The sequence below is a fragment of the Roseibium sediminicola genome (assembly GCF_023156505.1).
Lineage (GTDB): Bacteria > Pseudomonadota > Alphaproteobacteria > Rhizobiales > Stappiaceae > Roseibium > Roseibium sediminicola.
Genome location: NZ_JALNMJ010000004.1, coordinates 294939 through 321853, shown reverse-complemented (window position 1 = coordinate 321853; position 26915 = coordinate 294939). Strand labels below are relative to the sequence as shown.

General features: G+C 59.9%; 36 protein-coding genes and 1 pseudogene. 36 read left to right on the top strand and 1 reads right to left on the bottom strand.

Annotated features, from left to right (window positions below; all coding sequences use genetic code 11):
* The 31 genes from M0H32_RS08770 to M0H32_RS08620 all read left to right on the top strand — a co-directional run.
* The coding region (locus tag M0H32_RS08770) for an EF-Tu C-terminal domain-related protein (RefSeq protein WP_248153187.1) at positions 1 to 645 on the top strand (645 nt) is incomplete at its 5' end.
* Between the two features lie 75 nt (positions 646 to 720).
* A complete protein-coding gene (gene rpsJ, locus M0H32_RS08765; protein WP_006936455.1) occupies positions 721 to 1029 on the top strand; it encodes a 30S ribosomal protein S10 in 309 nt (102 codons plus the stop codon).
* 24 nt (positions 1030 to 1053) lie between these two features.
* Positions 1054 to 1764 (top strand): 50S ribosomal protein L3, encoded by a 711-nt coding sequence (gene rplC / locus M0H32_RS08760; protein ID WP_248153186.1) that lies wholly within the window; start codon positions 1054 to 1056, stop codon positions 1762 to 1764.
* Positions 1764 to 2384 (top strand): 50S ribosomal protein L4, encoded by a 621-nt coding sequence (gene rplD / locus M0H32_RS08755; RefSeq protein WP_248153185.1) that lies wholly within the window; start codon positions 1764 to 1766, stop codon positions 2382 to 2384. Before rplC ends, rplD begins: the two co-directional genes overlap by 1 nt.
* Positions 2381 to 2674 (top strand): 50S ribosomal protein L23, encoded by a 294-nt coding sequence (locus M0H32_RS08750; RefSeq protein WP_152501370.1) that lies wholly within the window; start codon positions 2381 to 2383, stop codon positions 2672 to 2674. Before rplD ends, M0H32_RS08750 begins: the two co-directional genes overlap by 4 nt.
* 18 nt (positions 2675 to 2692) lie before the next feature.
* Positions 2693 to 3526 (top strand): 50S ribosomal protein L2, encoded by an 834-nt coding sequence (gene rplB / locus M0H32_RS08745; protein ID WP_248153184.1) that lies wholly within the window; start codon positions 2693 to 2695, stop codon positions 3524 to 3526.
* An 11-nt stretch (positions 3527 to 3537) separates the two neighbouring features.
* Positions 3538 to 3816 carry a 30S ribosomal protein S19 gene (rpsS, locus tag M0H32_RS08740; RefSeq protein ID WP_022998243.1) on the top strand — a complete coding sequence of 93 codons (279 nt, stop codon included), beginning with the start codon at positions 3538 to 3540 and terminating at the stop codon, positions 3814 to 3816.
* 2 nt (positions 3817 to 3818) lie between these two features.
* On the top strand, positions 3819 to 4199 hold the full coding sequence (gene rplV / locus M0H32_RS08735) for a 50S ribosomal protein L22 (protein WP_248153183.1): 381 nt from the start codon (positions 3819 to 3821) through the stop codon (positions 4197 to 4199).
* Positions 4199 to 4927 (top strand): 30S ribosomal protein S3, encoded by a 729-nt coding sequence (gene rpsC / locus M0H32_RS08730; protein ID WP_248153182.1) that lies wholly within the window; start codon positions 4199 to 4201, stop codon positions 4925 to 4927. Before rplV ends, rpsC begins: the two co-directional genes overlap by 1 nt.
* A 46-nt stretch (positions 4928 to 4973) precedes the next feature.
* A complete protein-coding gene (gene rplP, locus M0H32_RS08725; protein ID WP_248153181.1) occupies positions 4974 to 5387 on the top strand; it encodes a 50S ribosomal protein L16 in 414 nt (137 codons plus the stop codon).
* Positions 5388 to 5408: 21 nt separating this feature from the next.
* Positions 5409 to 5609, top strand: a complete 201-nt coding sequence (gene rpmC / locus M0H32_RS08720) for a 50S ribosomal protein L29 (RefSeq protein WP_248153180.1) — start codon at positions 5409 to 5411, stop codon at positions 5607 to 5609.
* Positions 5610 to 5619: 10 nt separating this feature from the next.
* The gene (gene rpsQ / locus M0H32_RS08715) at positions 5620 to 5850 is read left to right on the top strand and encodes a 30S ribosomal protein S17 (protein ID WP_248153179.1); all 231 of its coding nucleotides are present in this window, start codon (positions 5620 to 5622) and stop codon (positions 5848 to 5850) included.
* A 68-nt stretch (positions 5851 to 5918) separates the two neighbouring features.
* Positions 5919 to 6287: a 50S ribosomal protein L14 gene (gene rplN, locus M0H32_RS08710; protein WP_008191626.1), complete on the top strand. Its 369-nt coding sequence runs from the start codon at positions 5919 to 5921 to the stop codon at positions 6285 to 6287.
* Positions 6287 to 6604, top strand: coding sequence for a 50S ribosomal protein L24 (gene rplX, locus M0H32_RS08705; protein ID WP_248153178.1), 318 nt, complete (start codon positions 6287 to 6289; stop codon positions 6602 to 6604). Before rplN ends, rplX begins: the two co-directional genes overlap by 1 nt.
* On the top strand, positions 6597 to 7154 hold the full coding sequence (gene rplE, locus M0H32_RS08700; protein WP_248153177.1) for a 50S ribosomal protein L5: 558 nt from the start codon (positions 6597 to 6599) through the stop codon (positions 7152 to 7154). Before rplX ends, rplE begins: the two co-directional genes overlap by 8 nt.
* Before the next feature lie 21 nt (positions 7155 to 7175).
* Entirely contained in the window at positions 7176 to 7481 is a 306-nt protein-coding gene (rpsN, locus tag M0H32_RS08695; protein WP_155189797.1) for a 30S ribosomal protein S14, read from the top strand.
* 12 nt (positions 7482 to 7493) lie between these two features.
* Positions 7494 to 7892, top strand: a complete 399-nt coding sequence (gene rpsH / locus M0H32_RS08690) for a 30S ribosomal protein S8 (protein ID WP_207140512.1) — start codon at positions 7494 to 7496, stop codon at positions 7890 to 7892.
* Positions 7893 to 7933: 41 nt separating this feature from the next.
* Positions 7934 to 8467, top strand: coding sequence for a 50S ribosomal protein L6 (rplF, locus tag M0H32_RS08685; RefSeq protein ID WP_248153176.1), 534 nt, complete (start codon positions 7934 to 7936; stop codon positions 8465 to 8467).
* 12 nt (positions 8468 to 8479) lie between these two features.
* Complete coding sequence (rplR, locus tag M0H32_RS08680) at positions 8480 to 8842, top strand: 50S ribosomal protein L18 (RefSeq protein ID WP_248153175.1); 363 nt, start codon at positions 8480 to 8482, stop codon at positions 8840 to 8842.
* 41 nt (positions 8843 to 8883) lie between these two features.
* The gene (gene rpsE / locus M0H32_RS08675; protein ID WP_248153174.1) at positions 8884 to 9450 is read left to right on the top strand and encodes a 30S ribosomal protein S5; all 567 of its coding nucleotides are present in this window, start codon (positions 8884 to 8886) and stop codon (positions 9448 to 9450) included.
* A 41-nt stretch (positions 9451 to 9491) separates the two neighbouring features.
* Entirely contained in the window at positions 9492 to 9689 is a 198-nt protein-coding gene (rpmD, locus tag M0H32_RS08670) for a 50S ribosomal protein L30 (protein ID WP_248153173.1), read from the top strand.
* A gap of 23 nt (positions 9690 to 9712) precedes the next feature.
* Positions 9713 to 10180 carry a 50S ribosomal protein L15 gene (gene rplO, locus M0H32_RS08665; RefSeq protein ID WP_248153172.1) on the top strand — a complete coding sequence of 156 codons (468 nt, stop codon included), beginning with the start codon at positions 9713 to 9715 and terminating at the stop codon, positions 10178 to 10180.
* A 47-nt stretch (positions 10181 to 10227) separates the two neighbouring features.
* Entirely contained in the window at positions 10228 to 11559 is a 1332-nt protein-coding gene (gene secY / locus M0H32_RS08660; RefSeq protein ID WP_248153171.1) for a preprotein translocase subunit SecY, read from the top strand.
* On the top strand, positions 11556 to 12152 hold the full coding sequence (locus M0H32_RS08655) for an adenylate kinase (protein ID WP_248153170.1): 597 nt from the start codon (positions 11556 to 11558) through the stop codon (positions 12150 to 12152). Before secY ends, M0H32_RS08655 begins: the two co-directional genes overlap by 4 nt.
* Positions 12153 to 12331: 179 nt before the next feature.
* A complete protein-coding gene (gene rpsM, locus M0H32_RS08650) occupies positions 12332 to 12700 on the top strand; it encodes a 30S ribosomal protein S13 (RefSeq protein WP_116699726.1) in 369 nt (122 codons plus the stop codon).
* Between the two features lie 71 nt (positions 12701 to 12771).
* A complete protein-coding gene (rpsK, locus tag M0H32_RS08645; RefSeq protein WP_008191596.1) occupies positions 12772 to 13161 on the top strand; it encodes a 30S ribosomal protein S11 in 390 nt (129 codons plus the stop codon).
* A gap of 88 nt (positions 13162 to 13249) precedes the next feature.
* A complete protein-coding gene (locus M0H32_RS08640) occupies positions 13250 to 14272 on the top strand; it encodes a DNA-directed RNA polymerase subunit alpha (protein ID WP_008190287.1) in 1023 nt (340 codons plus the stop codon).
* Positions 14273 to 14357: 85 nt separating this feature from the next.
* A complete protein-coding gene (gene rplQ / locus M0H32_RS08635) occupies positions 14358 to 14783 on the top strand; it encodes a 50S ribosomal protein L17 (RefSeq protein ID WP_248153169.1) in 426 nt (141 codons plus the stop codon).
* A gap of 199 nt (positions 14784 to 14982) precedes the next feature.
* A complete protein-coding gene (locus M0H32_RS08630) occupies positions 14983 to 17148 on the top strand; it encodes a methyl-accepting chemotaxis protein (RefSeq protein ID WP_248153168.1) in 2166 nt (721 codons plus the stop codon).
* A gap of 146 nt (positions 17149 to 17294) precedes the next feature.
* The gene (locus M0H32_RS08625) at positions 17295 to 18749 is read left to right on the top strand and encodes a DegQ family serine endoprotease (RefSeq protein ID WP_248153167.1); all 1455 of its coding nucleotides are present in this window, start codon (positions 17295 to 17297) and stop codon (positions 18747 to 18749) included.
* A 6-nt stretch (positions 18750 to 18755) separates the two neighbouring features.
* Positions 18756 to 20060: a replication-associated recombination protein A gene (locus M0H32_RS08620; RefSeq protein WP_486660013.1), complete on the top strand. Its 1305-nt coding sequence runs from the start codon at positions 18756 to 18758 to the stop codon at positions 20058 to 20060.
* Between the two features lie 142 nt (positions 20061 to 20202).
* Here M0H32_RS08620 and M0H32_RS08615 read toward each other — a convergent pair.
* Positions 20203 to 21045: pseudogene (locus M0H32_RS08615) on the bottom strand (adenylate/guanylate cyclase domain-containing protein); the annotation flags it as partial.
* 469 nt (positions 21046 to 21514) lie between these two features.
* On the opposite strand from M0H32_RS08615, the gene M0H32_RS08610 reads away from it, so the two are divergent.
* The 5 genes from M0H32_RS08610 to crcB all read left to right on the top strand — a co-directional run bounded on the left by M0H32_RS08610 (position 21515) and on the right by crcB (position 26811).
* Entirely contained in the window at positions 21515 to 23908 is a 2394-nt protein-coding gene (locus M0H32_RS08610; protein WP_248153166.1) for a patatin-like protein, read from the top strand.
* Positions 23909 to 24009: 101 nt separating this feature from the next.
* Positions 24010 to 24792, top strand: coding sequence for a sterol desaturase family protein (locus M0H32_RS08605; protein WP_248153165.1), 783 nt, complete (start codon positions 24010 to 24012; stop codon positions 24790 to 24792).
* The gene (locus M0H32_RS08600; RefSeq protein ID WP_248153164.1) at positions 24792 to 25571 is read left to right on the top strand and encodes a sterol desaturase family protein; all 780 of its coding nucleotides are present in this window, start codon (positions 24792 to 24794) and stop codon (positions 25569 to 25571) included. Before M0H32_RS08605 ends, M0H32_RS08600 begins: the two co-directional genes overlap by 1 nt.
* Positions 25572 to 25627: 56 nt before the next feature.
* Positions 25628 to 26416, top strand: coding sequence for a sterol desaturase family protein (locus M0H32_RS08595; protein ID WP_248153163.1), 789 nt, complete (start codon positions 25628 to 25630; stop codon positions 26414 to 26416).
* An 11-nt stretch (positions 26417 to 26427) separates the two neighbouring features.
* Entirely contained in the window at positions 26428 to 26811 is a 384-nt protein-coding gene (gene crcB, locus M0H32_RS08590) for a fluoride efflux transporter CrcB (protein WP_248153162.1), read from the top strand.
* Positions 26812 to 26915 lie beyond the last annotated feature (104 nt).

Sequence of the window (26915 nt, the reverse complement as noted above, 5' to 3'; positions counted from 1 at the left end):
GATCCGGCCATCGGCCGTGACGCGATCCGCGAGCTGATGGCTCAGGTCGACGCCTACATCCCGACCCCGGAGCGTCCGAAGGACCTGCCGTTCCTGATGCCGATCGAAGACGTGTTCTCGATCTCCGGCCGCGGCACCGTCGTGACCGGCCGTGTCGAGCGTGGCATCGTGAAGGTTGGTGAAGAAGTCGAAATCGTCGGCATCAAGGACACCACCAAGACGACCGTGACCGGCGTTGAAATGTTCCGCAAGCTGCTGGACAGCGGTGAAGCCGGCGACAACATCGGCGCCCTGATCCGCGGCGTCGGCCGTGAAGAAGTTGAGCGTGGCCAGGTTCTGTGTAAGCCGGGTTCTGTGACCCCGCACACGAAGTTCAAGGCTGAGGCTTACATCCTCACCAAGGAAGAAGGTGGCCGTCACACCCCGTTCTTCACCAACTACCGCCCGCAGTTCTACTTCCGTACCACGGACGTGACCGGTGTGGTGTCCCTGCCGGAAGGCACGGAAATGGTGATGCCGGGCGACAACGTCTCTGTTGACGTTGAACTGATCGTGCCGATCGCCATGGAAGAAGGCCTGCGCTTCGCGATCCGCGAAGGTGGCCGTACCGTCGGCGCCGGCGTCGTCGCATCCATCATCGAATAATCGACAGCCGGGCCTGCCGGCAGAGCTTTTGAATGTTACGCGGGCAGGCCCGCAGATTTGTTGGGAACAATAACAATGAACGGTCAGAATATCCGGATCCGCCTGAAGGCGTTCGACCACCGTATTCTGGACGCCTCCACTAAGGAGATCGTCAATACGGCCAAGCGGACCGGTGCCCAGGTACGGGGTCCCGTGCCGCTGCCGACGCGGATCGAGAAGTACACTGTGCTTCGCGGCCCGCACATCGATAAGAAAAGCCGCGATCAGTTCGAGATGCGTACGCATAAGCGTCTTCTCGACATCGTCGACCCGACCCCGCAGACCGTGGACGCGCTGATGAAGCTCGACCTGGCGGCCGGTGTCGACGTCGAGATCAAGCTGTAAGCCGGGTCGAAGGGGACACATCCAATGCGTTCTGGAGTGATCGCTCAGAAAGTGGGCATGACCCGCATCTATAATGATGCAGGCGAACATGTTCCGGTCACCGTGCTTCGGCTGGAAAATTGCCAGGTCGTCGCACAGCGGACCGACGAAAAGAATGGTTACACTGCGCTGCAGCTCGGTGCAGGTGGCCGTAAAGTGAAAAACACGCCGAAGGCGCTGCGCGGCCACTTTGCTGTTGCAAAGGTCGAGCCGAAGCGGACCGTCGCCGAATTCCGCGTTTCCGCGGACAACCTTATTGACGTTGGTGCGGAACTGACCGCTGACCACTACGTCGAAGGCCAGTTCGTCGACGTGACCGGCACCTCCATCGGTAAAGGTTTTGCCGGTGCGATGAAGCGTCACAACTTCGGTGGTGGCCGTGCCACGCACGGTAACTCGATCTCGCACCGTTCGCACGGTTCTACCGGTCAGTGTCAAGACCCGGGCCGCGTGTTCAAGGGCAAGAAGATGGCCGGTCACATGGGCGATGCCCGCGTGACCACGCAGAACCTGAAGGTTGTGCGCACTGATGTTGAGCGTGGCCTGATCATGGTCGAGGGCTCTGTTCCGGGCGCCAAGGGCGGCTGGATCCTGGTCCGCGACGCGATCAAAAAGGCGCTGCCGGAAAACGTTCCGGTTCCGGGTGCATTCAAGGCATCCGAAGCGACTGCGGCCGCCGGGAAGGAGAGTGAGTGATGGAACTCCAGGTCAAGACCCTCGAAGGCGGGGCGGCCGGTTCGATCACGGTGTCTGACGAGATCTTTGGTCTCGAGCCGCGCACCGATTTGATCCACCGTGTGGTGCGTTGGCAGCTCGCCAAGCGCCAGGCTGGTACCCACAAGACGCTGGGCCGTTCGGAAGTCACTGGCACGACGAAGAAATTCGTTCGCCAGAAAGGTTCCGGCGGCGCCCGTCACGGCAACAAGAAGGCCCCGCAGTTCCGCGGTGGTGGTCGGGCATTCGGTCCGGTCGTTCGCGACCACAGCCATGACCTGCCGAAGAAGGTTCGCGCCCTCGGCCTGAAGCATGCCCTGTCGGCGAAAGCCAAGACAGACAGCATCGTTGTCGTGGAAGACGCCAAGGCGGCGGAAGCCAAGACCAAGGCTCTCAAGGGGCAGCTCGCAAAGCTCGGCCTGACCAGTGCCCTGGTCATCGACGGCGCCGAAGTCGACAACAACTTCGCACTGGCCTCACGCAACATTCCGCATCTGGATGTGCTGCCGGTTCAGGGCATCAACGTTTACGACATCCTGCGGGCCAACACCCTGGTGTTGACCAAGGCTGCGGTGTCCGCACTTGAGGAGCGCTTTAAATGAGCAAACTTCCTCACTACGACAAAATCGTCGGCCCGGTGATCACCGAAAAGTCGACGATGGCTTCTGAAGAGAACAAGGTTGTCTTCAAGGTTGCCAACGATGCAACCAAGCCGGAAATCAAGGCCGCAGTCGAAGCACTGTTCGGTGTCAAGGTCACGGCAGTGAACACCCTGGTCCGCAAGGGCAAGGTGAAGCGCTTCCGTGGTCGCCTTGGCCGTCAGTCCGACTTCAAGAAGGCCGTCGTAACGCTGCAGGAAGGTCACGCCATTGACGTGACCACCGGGCTCTAAGACGGGGACCAGAAGAAAATGGCACTTAAGACATTCAATCCGACGTCCCCAGGCCGCCGTCAGCTGGTACAGGTTGACCGTTCCGGTCTGTGGAAGGGCAAGCCGGTCAAGACCCTGACCGAAGGCCTGTCCAAGTCCGGTGGCCGCAACAACACCGGTCGTCTGACGTCTCCGAACCGCGGTGGCGGTCACAAGCGGACCTACCGTCTTGTCGACTTCAAGCGTCGCAAGTGGGACGTGCCGGCAACGGTCGAGCGCCTCGAATACGATCCGAACCGGACCGCATTCATCGCTCTTATCCGTTACGAAGACGGTGAGCTGAGCTACATCCTGGCGCCGCAGCGTCTGGCTGAAGGCGACACCGTTGTGGCCGGCGAAAGCGTCGACGTGAAACCGGGCAACGCAGCTCCGCTGTCGCGCATTCCGGTTGGCACGATCGTCCACAACATCGAACTGAAGCCGGGCAAGGGCGCCCAGATCGCCCGCTCCGCCGGTGCGTTCGTTCAGATCGTTGGCCGAGACCAGGGCTACACCACGCTTCGCCTTATGTCTGGCGAACAGCGCCGTGTGCTCGGCACTTGCATGGCAACCATTGGCGCCGTGTCCAACCCGGACCACGCCAACGTGAACCTCGGCAAGGCAGGCCGCTCCCGCTGGCTTGGCATTCGCCCGCACACCCGCGGTGTTGCCATGAACCCGATCGACCACCCGCATGGCGGTGGTGAAGGCCGGACTTCCGGCGGTCGTCATCCGGTTACCCCTTGGGGCAAGCCGACCAAAGGTAAGCGCACGCGGCGCAATAAGCAGACCGATAAGTTTATCGTCCGCAGCCGCCACGCGCGTAAGAAGTAAAGGACAGGATCGTGGCACGTTCGATCTGGAAAGGTCCGTTTGTCGACGGGTATCTGCTTAAGAAAGCGGACAAGGTACGTGAATCCGGCCGGAACGAGGTCATCAAGACCTGGAGCCGCCGCTCAACGATCCTTCCGCAGTTCGTAGGTTTGACCTTCGGCGTCTACAACGGTCAAAAGCACGTTCCGGTGCTGGTGTCTGAAGAGATGATCGGTCACAAGTTCGGCGAGTTCTCGCCGAGCCGGACCTACTACGGACATGGCGCCGACAAGAAGGCGAAGAGGAAGTAACGATGGGCAAGCCGAAGAGTGAGCGGACGCTCGCTGACAATGAGGCTCGGGCAATGACGCGGATGATCCGCGTTTCCCCCCGTAAGCTGAACCTCGTTGCGGCCTCGATCCGTGGCAAAAAGGTCGGTTCCGCGATTGCGGACCTGACATTCTCCCGCAAGCGCATCGCGCAGGACGTCAAGAAGACCCTGATGTCCGCAGTTGCCAACGCGGAAAACAACCATGACCTGGACATCGACAACCTGGTGGTTGCCGAAGCACATGTTGGCAAAGCGTTTGTCATCAAGCGTTTCCAGGCCCGTGCACGCGGACGTGTTGGCCGGATTGAGAAGCCGTTCTCGAACCTGACCATCGTCGTGCGCGAAGTTGAGGAGACTGCCTGATGGGACATAAGACAAACCCGATCGGCATGCGCCTCGGGATCAACCGCACCTGGGATTCCCGCTGGTACGCGAACAAGAACGAATACGGCGATCTTCTCCATGAAGACTTCCGCATCCGTGAGCTGCTGTTGAAGGAACTCAAGCAGGCGGCTGTGTCCAAAGTTGTCATCGAGCGTCCGCACAAGAAGTGCCGCGTGTCCATTCACTCCGGTCGTCCGGGTGTGGTCATCGGCAAGAAGGGTGCAGACATCGAACGTCTTCGCAAGAAGATCGCCGACATCACCAATTCCGAAGTGCACCTCAACATCGTTGAAGTGCGCAAGCCGGAAGTCGATGCGACCCTTGTTGCCGCGTCCATCGCTCAGCAGCTGGAACGCCGTGTTGCCTTCCGCCGCGCCATGAAGCGGGCCGTTCAGTCCGCCATGCGTCTCGGCGCCCAGGGCATCCGGATCAACTGCGGCGGCCGTCTCGGCGGTGCGGAAATCGCTCGTATCGAATGGTACCGTGAAGGCCGCGTGCCGCTCCACACCCTGCGTGCCGACATCGACTACGGTGTTGCCAGCGCTCACACGGCTTACGGCGTGTGCGGTGTGAAGGTCTGGATCTTCAAGGGTGAAATTCTGGAGCATGACCCGATGGCGTCCGAACGCCGTGCGACGTCTGCCTCCGAAGGTAACCAGGGTGATCGCGGCGGACGCCGGGATCGGGGCCGCGAGCGCGCAGCTTAATTAAGCTGCCTGCCGCTCGTTAGACAAGAAAGACGAGAGAAGAACGATGCTGCAACCGAAGCGCACAAAGTTCCGCAAGCAGCACAAAGGCCGCATCCACGGCTTGTCGAAGGGAGGCACCGACCTCAACTTCGGCGCGTTCGGTCTGAAGGCTGTAGAGCCGGAGCGTGTTACCGCACGCCAGATCGAAGCGGCCCGTCGTGCTATGACCCGCCACATGAAGCGTGCGGGTCGTGTTTGGATCCGTATCTTCCCGGACCTCCCGGTTTCCTCGAAACCTGCCGAAGTCCGCATGGGTAAGGGTAAGGGTTCTCCGGATTACTGGGCTTGCCGCGTCAAGCCGGGCCGGATCATGTTCGAAATTGACGGTGTGCCGGAAGACGTGGCGCGTGAAGCCATGCGTCTCGCCGCTGCCAAACTGCCGATCAAGTGCCGTTTCGTTCAGCGTATCGGCGAGTAAGGCAGACCAGGAGTTAGAGCCATGAAGGCGACCGATGTACGGGCTAAGACCCTCGACGAGCTCCGCACGGATCTCGAAGGCCTGAAGAAAGAGCAGTTCAACCTGCGCTTCCAGAAGGCAACGGGTCAGCTTGAAAACACTGCGCGTGTCCGGCAGATCCGCCGCGACATCGCGCGCATCCAGACGATCATGCGCGAAAAGCGCGTGTCGGCGAACGCGTAAGGAGACGGCCATGCCGAAGCGTATCCTGCAGGGCACCGTTGTCAGCGACGCCAATGACAAGACGGTGACGGTGAATGTGGAGCGCCGCTTCACGCACCCGCTGCTCAAGAAGACTGTGCGCCGGACCAAGAAGTACCGCGCACACGACGAAAACAACCAGTACAAGGTTGGCGACTCTGTTCAGATTGAAGAGTGCGCGCCGATCTCGAAAAACAAGCGTTGGACCGTGGTCACTCAGTGACCTCTGTTCAGTAGTGAGCATCAGGCGCCCGTGACCCGTGCGCCAAGAGAAGAACAAGGCAGCCAGTCATGATTCAGATGCAAACAAACCTCGACGTCGCCGACAATTCCGGCGCCCGTCGTGTCATGTGCATCAAAGTGCTCGGCGGCTCCAAGCGTAAATATGCCCAGGTTGGCGACATCATCGTCGTCTCCGTCAAAGAGGCAATTCCGCGGGGCCGCGTCAAAAAGGGCGACGTGATGAAGGCTGTCGTCGTGCGCACGGCAAAGGATATCCGCCGTCCCGATGGCAGCGTGATCCGGTTCGACCGCAATGCGGCCGTGCTGGTCAACAACAATAAGGAGCCGGTCGGCACCCGTATCTTTGGTCCGGTGCCGCGCGAACTCCGTGCAAAGAACCACATGAAAATCATTTCGCTCGCGCCGGAGGTGCTCTGATGGCTGCGAAAATTAAAAAAGGCGACACGGTGGTCGTGCTGACCGGCCGTGACAAGGGTAAGTCCGGCGAAGTCATCAAGATGATGCCGGAAGACAACAAGGCCCTGGTCCGCGGGATCAACATGGTCCGCCGCCACCAGAAGCAGACCCAGACGCAGGAAGCCGGCATCGTGGCGAAAGAAGCCCCGATCCACGTTTCCAACATCGCGCTGGCCGATCCGAAGGACGGCAAGGCGACCCGCGTCGGCTTCAAGGTGCAGGAAGACGGCACCAAGGTCCGTGTGGCCAAGCGTTCGGGAGACCTGATCGATGGCTGAGACCATTTACGTGCCGCGTCTTAAGACGCATTATGATGAAGTCGTGCGCAAGCAGCTTCAGGAAAAGTTCCAGTACAAAAACGTGATGCAAATCCCGCAGCTGGAAAAGATCGTCCTGAACATCGGCGTCGGCGAAGCGGTTAGCGACTCCAAGAAGGCGCGCATCGCTGCGGACGACCTGGCAGCGATTGCCGGTCAGAAGCCGGTCATCACCAAGGCGAAAAAGTCGATCGCGACCTTCAAGGTCCGCGAAGGCATGCCGCTTGGTGCAAAGGTGACCCTGCGCCGCCAGCAGATGTACGAATTCATGGACCGTCTGATCACCATCGCGCTGCCGCGCGTTCGTGACTTCCGGGGCCTGAACCCGAAGAGCTTCGACGGTCGCGGCAACTATGCCATGGGCATCAAAGAACACATCGTGTTCCCGGAAATCGAGTACGACAAGGTCGACCAGATCTGGGGCATGGACGTGATCGTTTGCACCACGGCGCCGAATGACGACGAAGCACGCGAGCTTCTGCGCGCGTTCAACTTCCCGTTCACGAAGTAACGGGCAAGGAAGGGATCGACGATGGCGAAGAAAAGCGCAATCGAAAAAAACAAGCGCCGTGAGAAGCTTGTCAAGAAATACGCTGAGAAGCGCGCCGCTCTGAAGGCAATGGCTAAAGATGACAGCCTGTCCCTGGAAGAGCGCTACAACGCCCGCCTGAAGCTGGCAAAACTGCCGCGGAACTCCGCGCCGAACCGCGTTCGCAACCGTTGCGAAGTGTCCGGCCGTCCGCGCGGTTTTTACCGCAAGCTGAAGATGTCGCGTATTGCGCTTCGTGAACTGGGTTCCCTGGGCAAGATCCCGGGCCTGGTTAAGTCGAGCTGGTAAGGAGAAACTCCGATGGCAATTTCTGATCCGTTGGGGGATATGCTGACCCGGATTCGCAACGCACAGATGCGTCGCAAGAACAAGGTCAGTTCACCAAATTCCAAATTGCGCGCACATGTACTTGATGTGCTCGCAAAAGAGGGGTACATCCGTGGCTACACCACGGTTGACTACGAGGGCGGTAAGTCCGAGTTGGAAATCGAACTGAAGTATTTCGATGGTGAGCCGGTGATCCGCACGATTGAGCGGGTTTCCAAGCCGGGCCGCCGCGTGTACTCGTCGGTGAAAAACATCCCGCATGTCTCTAATGGCCTGGGCGTGTCGATTATTTCGACTCCGCGCGGCGTCATGAGCGACCATCAGGCGCGGGAAGAAAATGTAGGTGGTGAGGTTCTTTGCCGCGTCTTCTGATGCGGCATCCTCGCTTTTGAAACAACGACAAGGTTGGTCAAATGTCTCGTATTGGCAAAAAGCCAGTCCCCGTGCCAAGCGGGGTAACGGCATCGATCGACGGTCAGACGGTTTCGATCAAGGGCCCGAAAGGCGAAAAGTCTTTCCTGCTCAATGATCTTGTTCTGGCCGAAATGACGGATGACGGGATCAAAATCGATCCGCGCAATCAAACCAAGCCGGCGCGCTCCATGTGGGGCATGAGCCGGACCATGGTTCAGAACCTGATCACGGGTGTGACCGAGGGCTTCAAGAAAGACCTCGCCATCACCGGTGTCGGTTACCGCGCACAGGTCCAGGGTAAGAACCTTCAGCTGGCGCTCGGTTTCTCTCACGATGTTGTCTATCCGATTCCGGAAGGCATCGACATCGTGTGCCCGAAGCCGACGGAAATCAGCATCACCGGCACAGACAAACAGCGTGTCGGCCAGGTTGCTGCTGAAATCCGCGAATTCCGCCCGCCGGAGCCCTACAAGGGCAAAGGCGTTCGTTATGCAGACGAGTTCATCGTCCGCAAAGAAGGCAAGAAGAAGTAACGGACCCAGATCATGGCGAACAGCAAACAAGCTTTCGAGCGCCGCCGCGATCGCGTGCGCCGTTCGATCCAGAAAGCCGCGAACGGTCGTCCGCGCCTTTCTATCTTCCGCTCGTCGAAGCAGATCTACGCCCAGATCATCGACGATGCGAAGGGACATACGATTGTCTCTGCCTCCACGATCGAAAAAGATCTCAAGGGCAGCCTGAAAACGGGCGCCGACGTCGCTGCAGCCGCAGCCGTTGGCAAGCTTGTGGCCGAGCGTGCATCCGCCGCCGGCGTCAAGCAGGTCGTGTTCGACCGTGGCGGGTACCAGTATCACGGGCGCATCAAAGCGCTTGCTGAAGCGGCCCGCGAAGGTGGACTTGAATTCTGACCAGCGCCCGTTGGCGCTCTTAAGAACGGAAGACGTATAAAATGGCGAGACAAGAAAATCGCGATCGCGAAGAGCGAGACAGCGAATTCGTCGACAAGCTCGTTCACATCAACCGCGTTGCCAAGGTGGTCAAGGGTGGCCGTCGTTTCGGCTTCGCAGCCCTGGTTGTGGTTGGTGATCAGAAGGGCCGTGTCGGCTTCGGTCATGGCAAGGCACGCGAAGTGCCGGAAGCCATCCGGAAAGCAACTGAAGCTGCAAAGCGCACCATGATCCGTGTGCCGTTGCGCGAAGGCCGGACCCTTCACCACGATGTGGAAGGCCGTCACGGCGCCGGCAAGGTTCTGCTGCGTGCGGCTCCGGCCGGTACCGGTATCATCGCGGGTGGCCCGATGCGCGCCGTCTTCGAAACGCTTGGCGTTCAGGACGTTGTTGCAAAGTCGCTGGGGACTTCCAACCCCTACAACATGGTTCGTGCAACCTTTGCTGCGCTGACCAAGGAAGACAGCCCGCGCTCCGTCGCTGCCCGCCGTGGCCTCAAGGTCTCTGTGCTGCAGTCGCGGCGTCGTGACAACACCGATGATGCGGCTCCGGCTGCTGCCGAGGCTTGATCTCGGCGGCTCCGGCCCCCAGCTGATAGAGGGTATGTTCCATGGCGAACACCGAAAAGACTGTAACGGTCGAACAGATCGGCAGCCCGCTGCGCCGTCCTAAGGACCAGCGCGCGACGCTCATCGGTCTCGGCCTGAACAAGATGCACCGCCGTTCCACACTGAAGGACACTCCTGAAGTGCGCGGCATGATCAATAAGGTCCAGCATCTCGTTCGCGTCGTCGAAGACAACGCATAAGAACGGGGTGAGGAGAGAAGAACATGAAGCTCAACGAACTTCGTGACAACGAAGGTGCAACGTCCGACCGCATGCGCGTCGGCCGTGGCATCGGGTCCGGAAAGGGCAAGACCGGCGGCCGTGGCGTCAAGGGTCAGAAATCCCGTTCCGGCGTTGCCATCAAAGGCTTTGAAGGCGGTCAGATGCCGCTTCACCGCCGTCTGCCGAAGCGCGGCTTCACGAACATTTTTGCCAAGGACTACACCACCGTGTCCGTCGGCCGTGTTCAGAAGGCGATCGATGCAGGCAAGCTGAACGCATCCGAGACGGTCACCGTCGAGGCGCTGAAGGCTGCAGGCGTAGTCAAGCGGGTCCGCGACGGTGTGCGCATCGTTGCCAACGGTGAACTCACCGCTGCAGTGACCTTCGAAGTTGCCGGTGCCTCCAAGGGCGCTGTCGCAGCGATCGAAAAAGCAGGCGGCAAAGTAGCCGTTCTGGGAGCTCAGGCTTAACAGCCTGGGCTTCACCCATTTCCTGGGCAAGCATTCCGGAGTAGGGCATGGCATCCGCCGCCGAGCAACTGGCGTCAAATCTCAATTTCTCAGCTTTCGCCAAGGCTGAAGAACTCAAAAAGCGCATCTGGTTCACACTGGGGGCGCTTTTGGTTTATCGACTGGGCACTTACATTCCGCTGCCCGGCATCAATCCCGAAGCCTTCGCGCAGGCCTTTTCCCAGGCCCAGTCCGGCATCGTCGGCATGTTCAACATGTTCTCCGGCGGCGCGGTCGAGCGTATGGCAATTTTCGCCCTCGGCATCATGCCGTATATTTCAGCCTCCATCATCATGCAGCTGATGACCACCGTGGTGCCGTCGCTGGAGCAGATGAAAAAGGAGGGCGAGCAGGGCCGGAAGGTCATCAACCAATATACCCGCTACGGAACCGTGATTCTGGCGGCGTTCCAGGCCTACGGCATTGCCGTCGGCCTCGAAGGCGCGAGCAATGTGGTCTCCGATCCGGGCTGGTTCTTCCGCGCCTCGACCGTGATCACACTGGTCGGCGGCACCATGTTCCTGATGTGGCTGGGTGAACAGATCACCTCGCGCGGCATCGGCAACGGCATTTCGCTGATCATCTTTGCCGGCATCGTCGCCGGTCTGCCGTCGGCGATCGTTCAGACGCTGGAACTGGGACGTCAGGGATCGCTGGCGACCTGGATCATTCTGGCCGTCATTCTGCTGTCGGTGGTGGTGATCGGTCTGATCGTGTTCATGGAACGCGCTCAGCGGCGGTTGCTGATCCAGTACCCGAAGCGCCAGATGGGCAACCGCATGTTCGAGGGCAACACCTCGTTCCTGCCGTTGAAGCTCAACACGGCCGGCGTCATCCCGCCGATCTTCGCGTCGTCGCTGCTGCTGGTTCCGGCAACGCTCTCCGGTTTCGGTCAGGGAACGGGCAATGAGTGGCTGACCTATGTCACTGCCGCGCTCGGTCACGGGCAGCCGTTGTTCATGGTGGTCTATGCCGCGCTGATCGTCTTCTTCTGTTTCTTCTACACGGCGATTGTCTTCAATCCGGCCGACACGGCGGACAATCTGAAGAAACACGGCGGCTTCATTCCGGGCATCCGGCCGGGTGAGCGCACGGCGCAGTATATTGACTACGTGCTCACGCGCATTACGGTGGTGGGTGCGATCTATATCACCGTCGTTTGTCTATTACCCGAATTCCTCATTTCGGCGACGGGCGTTCCGTTCTATTTCGGAGGAACTTCACTGCTGATTGTCGTGAGCGTGACAATGGATACCGTATCCCAGATCCAGGGCCACCTGCTTGCGCATCAGTATGAAGGACTGGTGAAAAAATCGAAACTCAGGGGGAGACGTCGATGAGGCTAATTCTGGTAGGACCGCCAGGAGCGGGGAAGGGGACACAGGCCGCGCATCTTGTTGCGAAATACGGTATCCCGCAGCTCTCCACCGGAGACATGCTGCGGGCCGCGGTGGCCGCCCAGACCCCGGTAGGCCTCAAAGCCAAGGAAGTCATGGATGCCGGCGGTCTCGTCTCCGACGAGATCGTGGTCGGCATCATCCGGGACCGGATCGCCGAAGACGACGCCAAGAAGGGCTTCATTCTCGACGGTTTCCCGCGCACGCTGGCCCAGGCGGAAGCTCTGGACCAGATGCTGGGCGCCAACAGCCTCAAGCTGAACGCGGTTCTTGAACTGAGAGTCGACCAGACCAAGCTCGTCGATCGCATCATCAAGCGGGCGGAAGATGCCAAGGCTGCCGGACAGCCGGTGCGAAAGGATGACGACCCGGAAGTTTTCAAGCAACGCCTTGAAGCATATAACCGCGATACTGCCGTTGTGGTCCCGTATTACGAGAAGACGGGCCTGCTCTCGGTCATCGACGGTATGCAGTCCATCGAAGACGTTACGGCGTCCATAGATTCCGTTCTGCAAGGACTTGACGAAAAGGTTTAGAGCCGTTACACGACGCGCTCTAGCTGAAAGTTTAGCCGGTTCCATGCATGTGGGACCGGCATTCTCTGTGCCGGGGCCAACCCGGCATTTTCGTACCCGCAAGGGCCGGACTCCACCGGACGCGGGCTTTACCCACTGCGGTCAGGCCACCAGGTTTGCCGCTTAACATGGAGACGAACGTGGCACGTATTGCTGGCGTTAACATCCCGACGAACAAGCGCGTAGTCATCGCGCTTCAGTATATTCACGGCATCGGCAAGAAATTTGCCCAGGAAATCATCGAAAAGAACAACATCGATGCTGCCCGCCGTGTGAACGAACTCTCCGACGCAGAAGTTCTGTCCATCCGCGAAACCATCGACCGTGACTACATGGTTGAAGGTGACCTTCGCCGCGACACCGCGATGAACATCAAGCGTCTGATGGACCTTGGCTGCTACCGCGGCCTGCGTCACCGTCGCGGCCTGCCGGTTCGCGGTCAGCGGACGCACACGAACGCACGTACCCGCAAGGGTCCGGCGAAACCGATCGCAGGTAAGAAGAAATAATCATCGCTCCGCGATTGGTGGTGGAGCTGCCGGCATTACGGCAGTGACGAGATCAATAAAAGGACAAAAGAATGGCTAAAGACACGACGCGCGTGCGTCGCCGCGAGCGCAAGAACATCTCTTCTGGCGTTGCGCATGTGAACTCCACGTTCAATAACACCATGATCACGATTACCGACGCACAGGGCAACACGATCTCCTGGTCGTCCGCCGGCGCACTCGGCTTCAAGGGCTCCCGTAAGTCCACGCCGTATGCTGCTCAGGTTGCTGCTGAAGACGCCGCGAAGAAAGCTGCCGAACACGGCATGCGTACTCTGGAAGTCGAAGTACGTGGTCCGGGTTCTGGCCGTGAATCTGCTCTGCGCGCCCTGCAGGCCGCCGGTTTCCTCATCACGTCCATCCGCGACGTGACGCCGATTCCGCACAATGGCTGCCGTCCGCGTAAGCGTCGCCGCGTCTAAGGCTTCCCAGCTTTAGGTACCTGTTTCTCCAAATGGCAAAGAATGGCCTGGCCTTGCTGCCGGGCGGGATAGCCGAAGGGACGAAAACGTGACCATTCAGAAAAACTGGCAAGAACTGATCAAGCCGACCAAACTCGAGATCAAGCCGGGCGACGACCCGCGCTTCTTGGCGACCGTTGTTGCCGAGCCGCTCGAGCGTGGCTACGGGCTGACACTGGGCAACGCCCTGCGCCGCATTCTGCTGTCTTCGCTTCAGGGCGCGGCGGTGACTGCTGTTCAGATCGACGGCGTTCTCCATGAGTTCTCGTCGATCCCGGGTGTCCGGGAAGATGTCACCGACATCGTGCTCAACATCAAGGAAATCGCCATCCGCATGGAAGGCGAAGGCCCGAAGCGCATGGTCGTGCGCAAGCAGGGTCCGGGTGTTGTGACCGCTGGTGACATCCAGACCGTCGGCGACGTCGAGGTTCTCAACCCGGATCTGGTGCTCTGCACGCTGGACGAGGGCGCTGAAATCCGTATGGAATTCACCGTCAACACCGGCAAGGGCTACCATTCTTCCGACCGGAACCGTCCGGAAGATGCGCCGATCGGCCTGATCCCGGTCGACAGCCTGTACTCCCCGGTCAAGAAGGTCTCCTACAAGGTGGAAAACACCCGTGAAGGCCAGGTTCTTGACTACGATAAGCTGACCCTGACTGTCGAAACCGATGGTTCCGTCAAGCCGGATGATGCTGTGGCTTTCGCAGCGCGCATTCTGCAGGATCAGCTGTCCATCTTCGTCAACTTCGAAGAGCCGCAGCGTGAAGTCGCCGAGGACACTGTCCCGGAACTCGCGTTCAACCCGGCCCTTCTCAAGAAGGTCGACGAACTGGAACTGTCTGTCCGGTCTGCTAACTGCCTGAAGAACGACAATATCGTGTATATTGGCGATCTCATTCAGAAGACCGAAGCGGAAATGCTGCGGACCCCGAATTTCGGCCGCAAGTCGCTCAACGAGATCAAGGAAGTTCTCGCCCAGATGGGTCTCCATCTCGGCATGGAAGTCGCCAACTGGCCGCCAGAGAACATCGACGATCTCGCCAAGCGTTACGAAGACCATCAGTATTAAGGGGCGTACGCGTCCCTAGAGGATCAACCGGGCAAGTGCTCTTCAAGGATATGAGCAGACTGCCTGACAGGAAAAGGAGAGGGCCATGCGCCACGGTAAATCCGGCCGCAAGCTCAACCGGACCTCTAGCCACCGTAAGGCTATGTTCGCGAACATGGCAGCGTCGCTGATCAAGCACGAACAGATCGTCACGACCCTGCCGAAGGCCAAAGAAATGAAGCCGATCATCGACAAGCTCATCACCCTGGGCAAACGCGGTGATCTCCATGCACGCCGCCAGGCCATCTCGCAGATTCGCGATACGGCCATGGTTGCGAAGCTGTTCGACACCCTCGGCGAGCGCTACAAGGACCGCAGCGGCGGTTATTCCCGCGTTCTCAAAGCCGGTTTCCGCTACGGCGACAACGCTCCGATGGCAGTCATCGAGCTGGTCGATCGCGATCCGGAAGCACGTGGTGCTGAAGACCGTGCACGCGCCGAGGCTGAAGAAGCAGCTGAAAACGCAGCGTAAGTTTTGTCTTATCAGGCAAGCGGAAAAGGCGGGCAAGTTGCCCGCCTTTTTTGTTTGTGCATGCGCCCATCACCTTAAGTAATCCGTGCCGGATAGTGAGACCGTCAATTATCAATGATTTAAGGAAAACTGCCTAACCTGAAAGCCTGCCTCGTGGAGAAGCGGAAGAGGCTGGGGAGAATTTACAGTGATAGGCAAAATGAACTCAGGCACGAAGAAGCGGACACCTTCTCTTCGTCTTTCCTTTGTCATTCCGGCACTTATGATCGTCGTAACCGTTGCGGCTTGCGCGGCTGTCGGCGTGATCGGATACATGACCGGCCGCGATGGCCTGGAGAAGGCCGCCAAGGCCGAACTCGACATGGTGGTCGCCGCCAGATCGGCGCTCTTGAACTCGGTGTTGAGCGCGGCCCAGGACGAGGTGGTCAACCTGGCCTCCAGCGTTTCGGATCCGCTGAGCAATCTTGGCAACGCGACCATGAACCTGGCCAAGGAGAAGGACGAAATCCTGGGCCTGTTCCAGGCGCCTACGAGCCCTGAAGAGCGCGCGCAGGTGACCGGTAAAGAACAAAAGACAATGTATGCCTGGCGCCACACCGAAGCGCACCCGGCACTTTTCAATGTCTGGAAGAGCGGCGGATATTCCGACATCTACCTGATCGATCCTTCCGGTCTCATTCTCTATTCCGTTACCAAGGGTAAGGAGTTTCTGTCCAAGTTCGGTGAGGGCAGCCCCGCGGAAGGCACCGCTCTGGAAGAAGTGTTCAACAAGGCGAAGGACCTCGAGGTCGGTCAGGTTGTTGCCAGCGATTTCCAGGCCTATGGACCTGCCGACGATGCGGGCTCCCTGTTCCTTGCTTCCCCTGTGTTCATGAATTCCTTTGGGACCGTCAGTTTCAGCGGTGTTGCCGTTGTCCGGTTCGATTCGCACTTTCTTGACAATATCGTCGCAAGCCGCGCCGATATGGGCGAGACGGGCCAGGTCTATGTGGTCAATGAAAAAGGTACCTTGCTGAGCGACATGCCGCTGGCGGGCGAACCGACCGCATTGGTCCGTCAGATCTCCGAAGGTCCGGCTCTGACGGCAGCGGCCGGCACGGATGCCGCCGGCATCGTGACCGGTCAGAACGGCGTCGACAATCTCGTTGTGGCACGGTCGCTGTCCTTCCAGGGGCGGAATTGGGCCATTGTCGCCGAGAAGAGCGTCGATGAGACCCTTTCCGCAGTGACCAACATGCGCGACCAGATGTTCATGTGGTCGCTTGCCACCATTGCCATCGCTGCCGTGATCGCATTGCTGTTCTCCCGCTCCATCACCCGGCCTCTGACGACGCTGGTGGGGGCATTGAACGCGATTGCCTCAGGCGATCTTGGCGCGGAAATCAAGGCTGCGAGCCGCAAGGACGAGATCGGCGATATCGGTCGGGCGGTTCTGCAGATCCGGCAGAACGCGGCCGAAGACAATGAACGGCGTGCGGCGGAAGAAGCAGAAGAAACGCAGCGCCAGGCCGAACAGCGCCAGGAAATGCTGGCCAGCCTTGCAGGCGACTTCGAAGCGACGGTCGGCACCGTCGTGGACAAGGTGGCACAGTCCGCGGCCAAGTTGCGCGAATCCGCCAACAACATGCGCAGCATGACGGACACTGCAGGCGAAACGTCCTCCAACGCGGCGACCATGTCGGAAGAAACCCTGGCGGAAGTGGAATCCATTGCTGCCGCTTCCGACCAGCTGTCGAGCTCGATCCAGGAAATCTCCACCCTGATCGAACGCTCCTCGGCCGTTGCGGCAGAAGCCACCAAGCGCGCCGAGACCACCAACGACACGGTCAAGTCGCTTGCCGAGGCGGCCAACCGCATCGGTGAAGTGGTCACGCTGATCTCCGACATTGCCGACCAGACCAACCTTCTGGCCCTGAACGCCACCATCGAGGCGGCGCGGGCCGGGGAAGCCGGCAAGGGCTTCGCGGTGGTTGCCTCCGAGGTCAAGGACCTGGCGTCCCAGACCGGCAAGGCCACCGGCGAAATCCAGCAGCAGATCGACGCGATCCGCGGCGCGACCGACGATGCGGTCGGAGCCATTGGCGACATCCAGAAGACGATCGACGAAATCACCCAGTCGGTCAGCGAAGTTGCCGCTGCTGTCACGGAGCAGAGCTATGCCACTCAGGGCATTGCCGAAAACACCCAGCGGGCGGCCGGCGGCACCTCCAAGGTGACCGAGGACATCCGCAACGTGTCGGCGCTTTCCAACGACACCAACATGGCGGCGCAGAACTTCTCCGAGGAAGCTGCCGACATGGCCAGCCAGGCGGATGAGCTCGACAAGGAAGTTCGCAGCTTCCTGGCGCAGGTCCGCTCGGCCTGAACCGGTAACGGTTCAAAAATTCAAAGGCCGCCGGGTTACCGGCGGCCTTTTGTCGTTTAATCCTGCTTTTGTATTTGCCTCTATTCCTCCCTATCTGCCATGTATCGCCCTTGGTGATGAGAAGAATCGAAGAAGAGGCACCTGCCATGCGTTTCGCAACTTTCGGCACATCGCGTTCCCTGGCCGCTGTGGTCCTGGCGAGCCTGATCGGCATTTCCCAGGTAAGCGCGCAGACCGCCCAGCCGTCTGCTGCGGATTTGCGGCTGGTTCCCAAGAACGAGGCGCAGATCAAGCTGTCCTTCGCGCCGATCGTGAAGACCGTCGCGCCAGCTGTGGTCAATGTCTATGCCAGCCGTAAGGTGGTTCAGCGGCAACGCGTGTCGCCGTTCTTCGACGATCCGTTCTTCCGGCGCTTTTTCGGCCAACAGGGCGGCGGCTTCAACCAGCCGCGGCAACGCGTGGAATCCTCGCTTGGATCCGGCGTGATCATCTCGGCCGACGGCACCGTGATCACCAACCATCACGTGATCAAGGACGCGGACGAGGTTCGGGTCGCGCTCAATGACCGGCGTGAATTCGACGCCGATATCGTGCTCATGGACGAACGCACGGATCTTGCCGTCCTGAAGATCCGGGGCGAGGGGCCGTTCGAGCATGTCGCCTTTGCCGATTCCGACAATTTGGAAGTCGGCGACATCGTCCTGGCGATCGGCAACCCGTTCGGTGTCGGCCAGACCGTCACCCAGGGTATTGTTTCGGCAACCGCTCGCACCCAGGTCGGGGTGACCGATTTCCAGTTCTTCATCCAGACGGACGCGGCGATCAATCCGGGCAATTCCGGCGGCGCGCTGGTCGACATGACCGGCAAGCTGGTCGGAATCAACACCGCGATCTTTTCCCGCTCCGGCGGTTCCAACGGTATCGGTTTTGCCATTCCGGCGCATATGGCCAGGTTTGTGGCAAGGGCCGCGGACCAGGGCGGCAAGGTCCAGCGTCCGTGGCTGGGAGCGACCGTGCAGCTGGTCAATGCCGAGATCGCCGAAGCGCTGTCGCTCGACCGGCCGCAGGGCGTTCTGGTAACCACCGTCTTCGAAGGCTCGCCCGCCCATCAGTCAGGTCTCATGGTCAGCGATCTCATCGTCGCGGTCGACGGCAAGGAAGTGACCGATCCGAATTCCTTCGGCTACCGGTTCGCCACCAAGATGATCGGTGAGAAGACCGAGTTTCTGGTCCTGCGCGGCGGCAAGGAAGAAGTCGTCACCGTCTCCCTGCTGCCCGCGCCGGAAACCGTGCCGCGGGACACGCGCGAACTGGTCGAGTATTCCCCGTTCGAGGGCGCGACGGTGATGAACCTGTCGCCTGCGGTTTCGGAAGAACTCGGGCTGGAAGGCCTGTTTGAAGGTGTCGTGGTTGCCGATGTGCGGCGCGGCAGCGCCGCCGACCGTGTCGGCTTGCGCCCGGGCGATATCATTCGCGGGATCAACCAGAAAACGATCGAATCGACCAGTATGCTTGAAACGATCACCAAAAAACCGCCCCGGGTCTGGCAGCTCGATATTGAGAGGGACGGCAAGGTGTCCCAGATCATCCTGCGCGGGTAGGGGCAGGTGAGTGACCTCTTCGAAACCTCCGGAGTGAGCCAGACCGGTCCACGCCCGCTTGCGGACCGAATGCGGCCGGCGCGCCTTGCCGATGTGGTCGGGCAGGATCACCTGCTCGGGCCGGACGGCACGCTGACGCGGATGCTGAAAACCCGCACGCTCGGCTCGCTGATCTTTTGGGGGCCGCCCGGGACCGGCAAGACCACCATCGCGCGTCTGCTGGCAACGGAGACGGATCTGGCCTTCGAGCAGATTTCAGCGATCTTCTCCGGGGTTGCCGACCTTAAGAAGGTGTTCGAGGCGGCAAGGGTCCGGCGTATGAGCGGGCGCTCGACTCTGCTCTTTGTCGACGAGATCCACCGCTTCAACCGGGCCCAGCAGGACAGTTTCCTGCCCGTGATGGAAGACGGCACGATCACGCTGGTGGGCGCGACCACCGAAAATCCGTCCTTCGAGCTCAACGCCGCGCTTTTGTCGCGCTCTCATGTGATGACCTTCCAGTCACTCTCCCTGGAGGCGATCGAGAAGCTGCTCAGCCGTGCCGAAGTCGAAGAAGGCAGGAAACTGCCGCTCGATGCCGAGGCGCGCCAGGTGTTGATCCGCATGGCCGACGGCGACGGCCGGTCATCGCTGACCCTTGCCGAGGACGTCTGGCGCGCGGCGGAAGAGAACGAGGTTTTCGACGCGGAGCGCCTGCAGGAGATCGTGCAACGGCGGGCGCCTATCTATGACAAGAGCGCTGACGGCCATTACAATCTGATTTCGGCCCTGCACAAATCCGTGCGCGGATCGGACCCGGACGCGGCGCTCTACTGGTTCTGCCGCATGCTCGATGGCGGCGAGGATCCGATGTATCTGGCCCGCCGTCTCATCCGTATGGCGGTAGAAGATATCGGCCTTGCCGATCCGAATGCCCTCGTCCAGGCCAATGCATCTCGTGACGCCTATCAGATGCTCGGCTCGCCGGAAGGTGAACTGGCGCTGGCGCAGGCGGTGATCTATCTGGCGACGGCGCCCAAATCCAACGGCGCCTATGTGGCCTACAAGGCCGCCATGCGCGATGCCAAGTCCAGTGGATCGCTGTTGCCGCCCAAGCATATTCTGAACGCGCCGACCAAGCTGATGAAGGAAGAAGGCTACGGCACCGGCTATCAGTACGATCACGACGCGCCGGACGGATTTTCCGGGCAGGACTATTTTCCGGAAAAGATGGGCCGCAAGAGCTACTACGATCCGCCGCAACGCGGCTTCGAGCGCGAACTCCGCAAGCGTCTGGACTATTGGGACAAGCTGCGCAAGGAGCGGGGCTGAGGCCGTGGGCGGATTTAAGAAACGATCTGTGGACGGAACCTATAGCTTCTCGAGAAAAGTGTGAGCCGACATTGGCTGCTTCTCGGCTCTGCCTCGAACGCAATAGTCGGCAATGTTTGTTTCAAACATTTCTCGAAATGCATTAGTCAAGATCGGACGGCGTGAGGCGTTTCAAGGCGTTCCTGAGCGAGGACACGAGCTTGTTGCGGTCTTCCTGGCTCATGGATTCGGGCAGGTTGGCCAGCTGCTCTGACATCTGCGCCAGATCCGGGTTGTCCTCGGCAGGCGCAACCTCTTTCAGGCCGATGACTTCATAGGTCGTCACCGGATAGGCAATACCCTTGACGGTGACTTCGCCGTTTTCGGCGCATTTGACGTGGTCCTTGACCTGGGAATAGGTCTCGAAGGAAATCAGCACTGAGCCAGGCGTTGCCAGGCTCTCCAGCCGGGAAGCGGTGTTCACACCCCGGCCGATGATCGTGTAGTCGAGACGGTCGTCGCTGCCGAAATTGCCGACGGTGCAATAGTCGGTGTGGATGCCCATGCGGCATTTGAGCGGTTTCGAGATGCCCGATTCCTGCCAGACGCCCTGGAGTTGCTTCATCCGCTCCTGCATTTCGACGGCCATGCGCACGCAGGCGAGCGCGTCCTCGGTCACACCCCTGGTTTCCGGATCGCCGAAGAAAATCAGGATGGCGTCGCCGACATATTTGTCGATGGTCGCGCCATGCTTGAGCGCGATGTTCGACATCTCCGTCAGATACTGATTGAGGATCGAGGTCAGTTCCTCCGATTCCAGCCGGTCCGCCGTTTCGGTGAAATCCGCGATGTCGGAAAAGAATACGGTCAGCTTCTTGCGCGTCGCGGCGATCTTGACTTCCTGGCGGCCCTCGAAGATCGACCGATACACCTGGGGCGACAGATATTTGGCGAGCTGCTTCGACAGGTTCTCGAGCTTGATGGACTGGTCCGCAAGCTGGTCCTCGACAGCTTCGCCATGTTCGATGGTTGCTTCGTAGAGCACCCGCAGGTCTTCAAGTTCGGCGCGCAGCGTTTCGTTCTCGTCCCGCAGTTCGCGCAGAACGGAATCTTCCACAGCGTTTATGTTTGCTGCAGAGCCCTGTGCGGTTTTCTTGATGCTCTTCGCCATTTCAGTCCGCGTGACAGTGACCAGAACCATTTGTCTGATCTCGAGTTTTCAAAATTCCAGAATCACCTGCTTATATTGAAGCTATCTTAGCGGAATATTGCCGGTGGACATGGGAAAAGTGTAACCGATTTTGTCAATCGGACGGGGTTGCGACGGACGGTTTACACTTTTCCAGATCCCTTGCTCGAACTGGAAAAATCCTGCAGTGGTTCCTTGCCATTTTGGTGCTCCATTTTAATAGCCAGATAAAGACAGTTGCCATTTTTTCACGCTAGAATCCCCACATGGCCGCCGCGGTGATCTCATGAAGGAAATCGAACTCAGACTTGCGCTGGTGTTTTATGGCGGGGTATCGCTCGCCATCTACATGCATGGGGTCAGCCGGGAAATTCTCAGCCTCGTTCGGGCGTCCAGTTTCCGTCTCGACCGGAAAGCCACCAAAACGGCGCCGGACCAGGACGTCGGCGAGCTGCCTCCGGTTCAAAGCGCCTATCGCGATCTCCTCGATCTCCTGTCTTCTGTGGCCGACATAAGGGTGGTTGTCGACGCGATCGCCGGCGCGTCGGCGGGCGGGGTCAACGGCATCATGCTGGCCCGCGCCATCACCCATGACCTGCCGCTCGACAGCCACAGCGAGATGTGGCTGGAAAACGCCGACGTTACCCGCCTGGCCAGGCCCCAGTCCGGTCTGTCGCGTTACCTGAAGATCTCGATCTCGCCGGTGCTGGACCAGTTGATCTCGTCTCGGCTCGACAAACAGATCGAAAGCGCGGAGACGCGCGAGAAACTGCGGCTGTTCATGCAAGCGCGCTGGTTCTCGCCGCCGTTTTCCGGGGAGCGTTTCATCGGCTGGATGCTCGATGCCTGTCAGAAGATGGAGCGGGAGGCGAAACCCGGCCGGAGCCTGATCCCCAGAGGTCAGACGCTGGACCTGTTCGTCACCATTACGGACTATAACGGCGTCAAGCGCCGCATCCATCTGGACGATCCGGACTATGTCGAAGAATGGGATCACCGACGGATCCTGAATTTTCACGCAGCACATCGCATGCCTGGATATGTCGATAGCCAGTTCGACGCCCGGAGCATTCCGGATCTGGTGTTTGCCGCCCGGGCGACGTCATCCTTTCCTGGCGCGTTTCCGCCGGCAACGGTGGCCGAGATGGAACGTGTGCTGGCCAGTCAAAACCTGTCCTGGCGCAATCGGGACGCTTTTCTCGAGCGGGGCTTCGGTCTGACCGCCGAAACGATCAGCCAGCATTGTTTTGTCGATGGCAGCGTGGTCATGAACAAGCCGTTTGCACCGGTTATCGACGTCATCCAGGACCGTCCGGCCACCCGGGAAGTGGCCCGCAGGCTCATCTATGTGGATCCGGCGCCGGTGGAACCGACCGAGCAGGACGGCGCCGTCTCGGAGCTGCCAGGGTTTTTCCGGGTCATTCTGGCCTCGCTTGCTCATATTCCGCGCAATGAACCGATCGGCGACGACCTGAAGGAACTGGAACAAAACAACCGTCGCAGCCGCTGGCTGTCGCAGCTGATCGACAGCGCCGGGCCGATGGTCGACCAGGCGGTTTCCAGCCTGCTGCCCAAGCGGCGGCTTGTAACGCCCGATCTCCTGTCGAAATGCCGTAAACAGGCAACAGTGGCCGCCTTCGAGCAGGCCGGGTTTGCCTTCTTGAACTACCAGTCGCTGAAACTGCATTCCCTGGCGGATCGGCTGGCACAGCTGACGGCCCGCCTCAGCGGCCTGGAACATGCGCGTGGCCAGGAAGAGGCACTGCTCGGGCTGATTTCCGACCGTTTCAACCGCATGACGGCCGCAAGCAAGGATGTTCTTGGCCGCACGGATCCCGATATCGTGGCCCTGCTACGCGGCCTTGATGTCGACTATCGCATCCGCCGTCTGCGCTTCGCGATCCGCAAGCTGAACGGGTTTTACCACTACCAGAAGGCCTCCGGCCTGCCACCTCCGAATACGGAAGCGCTCGATCATATGAAAGCCTTGCTCTACGAGCAGATCGATCACCTCGGCTGGCGGTGGAGCGAGCGGTTTTTCGGCGGTGCCAGCCGCGAGCACGCCAAACGCTTCGTGAGCGATCTTCAGGCCGGTTCCAGCTCCGCCGGAGATCACGTAGCGCCGCTTCTGAAGTCATTCACGCAGATAATGGGCCTTGCCGATCTCGACCGGTTTCAGGACGAGCTGTTTTCCGACACAGCACGCAATTTCCTGGACAGGGGCCGGCATATGGCGCTGTTGCGCTCCTATATCGGCTTCGGCTTTTTCGACTTGATCACTTTTCCCGTCCTGCAGCGGAATGACTTCTCGGAAGTAACGGAAATCCTGGTCGACCGGATCAGTCCGACGGACGCTGCCAGTCTCTACACCGAAGGTTTCGACCTCAAGGGCAAGTCTCTGAACACATTCGGCGCTTTCTTCAACCGGGGCTGGCGGGAGCATGACTACCTCTGGGGCCGGCTGAACGCGGCCGACAGGCTGGTCAGCATCGTGCTGTCGGCGGCCGGTGAGGGCACTTTGCCGCAGCAGCAGGTCAACCAGGCGCGGGCACGGATCTTTTTGGCGGTCCTGGAGGAGGAACGCGAGAAACTGACTGATATTCCGGAGGAAATCGAGCGGATCGACACACTGATCCGGTCCATCTTTCCGGATTTTGCCCATGTTGCGGCGGAAGTCTAGCCCGGCGAACCGGGAAATTGGCAAGTGTTTCCTTGACGTGTGGACCGTTGTTTCGCTACGCACAATACCAACACGCGTTGCATGAGCGGATAGTCAGGTAAATGGAATTTTTTGTCGGCAGTTTCGGAACGGGTCCCATGGCGTTTCTGGCCATGGTTGTCGGGCTCTATGCGACCAGCCTTGTCGTGCTGTTCACGACCGGAACTGTGATGACGCTGCTGAACAAGCGCCACCCGGACCGCAAGATCCAGAAGCGGGAGCCGACCCACGACGCCTTGCGCGACATCCGCTCCTCGATGAAGCAGCTGATGATCACCAGCGTCTGCCTGTCGATCGGCCTTTATGCCCAGATGAAGGGCTGGACCCTGTTTGCGCCTGTCGCGCTGTCCTGGTGGTCCGTGCCGCTGTTCTTCGTGATTTCGCTGATGCTGCATGACACCTGGTTCTACTGGGGCCACCGGATCCTGCACACCAAGATGTTCTACAGGTTCCACAAGCCGCATCACATGACGGTGACGCCGACGGTCTGGTCGAACGATGCCGGCTCCAGCGTCGACACGCTGTTTGCGCATTCCTATTATGCCCTGGTGCTGTTCGTCGTGCCGATGCCGGCGCTCGTGTTCCTGGGACATCGCCTGTTCGACCAGATCTCGGCTGCGGTCGGCCATTGCGGCTATGAGCATTTCGCAAGCCCGAGCGCGCGCAAACCCTGGCCGCTGCTGTGCACGCTCTACCACGACCAGCACCACCAGTATTTCGTCTACAATTACGCCAACTACTTCTCCTTCTGGGACCGGTTCTGCGGCACCATCCATCCGACCTATGACGAGCGGGTCGAAGGCTTCGAAGAGCTCTATGCCGCCGGTAAGCGGGATCAGGCGTGATGGCGTTGCTGGTCGATTATCTCACGATTTTCGCGCTGACCTATCTGGCGATGGTGGTGCTCTATTTCGCGACCGGCTTCACAATGCTGGCGATCAATGCCCGCCATCCGGAGCGGCGCATCCAGAAGCACCGCGACGGGCTGAAACGCCAGGCGGAAGAAATCAAGGCCTCGATGCAGGCGCTGGCGACGTCATCGGTGCTGATGTCGGCGGGTTTTTTCGCGCAGACGCAGGGCTGGACGCTGGTGGCGCCGCTTGCGCTGTCCTGGTGGTCCTTCCCGCTGATGTTCGCCGTCTGCTTCGTGTTGTTCGATGCCTGGTTCTATTGGGGTCACCGGATCCTGCACTGGCCGTCGCTCTACAAGTATCATGTTCCGCATCACCGTTCGATCGCGCCGACGGTCTGGAGCAACGATTCATCGACCACGGTGGACACTCTGATCGAGCATTTCTTCTATTTCCTGGTCTGGTTCGTGCTGCCGGTGCCCGCGCTCAGCGTGTTCGCGCTGCGGCTGTTCGACCAGATTTCCGGGATGGTCGGCCATTCGGGCTTCGAATATTTCGCGTCGAAATCCTCGCGTTTCCCGTCACCGCTGATCTGCACGACCTTCCATGATCTGCATCATTCGCAGTTCCACTACAATTACGGTAACTTCTTTTCATTCTGGGACCGGGTCTGCGGCACCGTGCATCCGAAATACGATGCGCTTGTGCAATCGATGGAAGAGACCGGCGAGATCCCGGACAATGAAGAGACCAAGGTAAAGGCAACCGGGTAAGCCCGCACGCGACCGCGCCGTGTCAGCCAACCGACCAACTGGATGTAAGACAAGATATGTTCGATCATGCGCTGACAGTATTGCTTGAGTTTCTGCCGATCTACGCGGCGTGTTATGGCGTGAACGTGTTCCTCTATTTCGCGACCGGCTGGGTGCTGGTGCAGATCCAGAACCGCCATCCGGAGCGGCGGATCCAGCAGCACCGGCGCGGCGAGAAACGCATGTGGAAGGAAATCCGCGCCAGCGTTTCTTCGCTTACCGTAACGGCCGGCTGCCTTGCCGTCGGCATCTTCCTGTCGATGAAGGGCTGGACGCTGGTGGCGCCGCTGGAGCTGACCTGGTGGTCGGCGATCTTGATGTTCGTCGTCTCCATCATCGCCTTCGACACCTGGTTCTACTGGGGCCACCGGCTGATGCACACCAAATGGCTCTACCGGTTCCACGCCGAGCATCACCGTTCGGTCGCGCCGACGGTATGGAGCACTTATTCCGACGACCTCTTCGATGCTTTCGTGATGCAGAGCTATTACCTGTGGGCGGTGATCATCCTGCCGATCCCGATCCCTGTGCTGATCGTTCATCGCCTCTGGGACCATTTCAACGGCACGATTGGCCATTCGGGCTTCGAGTTCTGGGCCTCGCCCATGTCGCGCATGCCCTCGCCAATGGTCTGCGTCACCTTCCACGACCAGCATCATTCCCGGTTCAAGTACAATTTCGCCAATTTCTTCTCGTTCTGGGACCGGGTCTGCGGCACGATCGACCCGAAATACGATGAACAGGTCAAGGTGTTCGAACAGATGGGACAGGCGGGCGAACAGAAACCCGCGGCACCCGGGGAATAAGGGGCTCGCGTTTGAAACATCTCCTTCTGGTCATGCTGGGCGGCGGGCTGGGGGCAGGCGGTCGGCATCTGGTCTCCATGATGACGCTGCGCCTGTTCGGCCCGGGTTTTCCGGTCGGAACATTGACCGTCAATGTGGTCGGTTCACTGGTGATGGGGCTGTTCGTCGGCTGGCTGGTCAAGCATGAGACCGGCAACCTTCAGGATCTGCGCTATTTCGTGGCCACCGGTTTTCTCGGCGGTTTCACCACTTTCTCGGCCTTTTCCCTCGACACCTCGGTGCTGTGGGAGCGGGGCGACACCCATCTCGCGCTCGTCTACATTCTGATGTCCGTCGCCCTGTCGATCCTGGCTGTGTTTGCCGGGCTGATGATCATGCGCCAGGTCGCGACATAAGAATTTCTTCCCTTCCGGCGCGATTCCGCCTATACGCAGCGGAACGTTTTGCCCCGCGGATACGCGGCGGCGCTGGAGATGCGCGGCGCGACGACGCCTGCAGC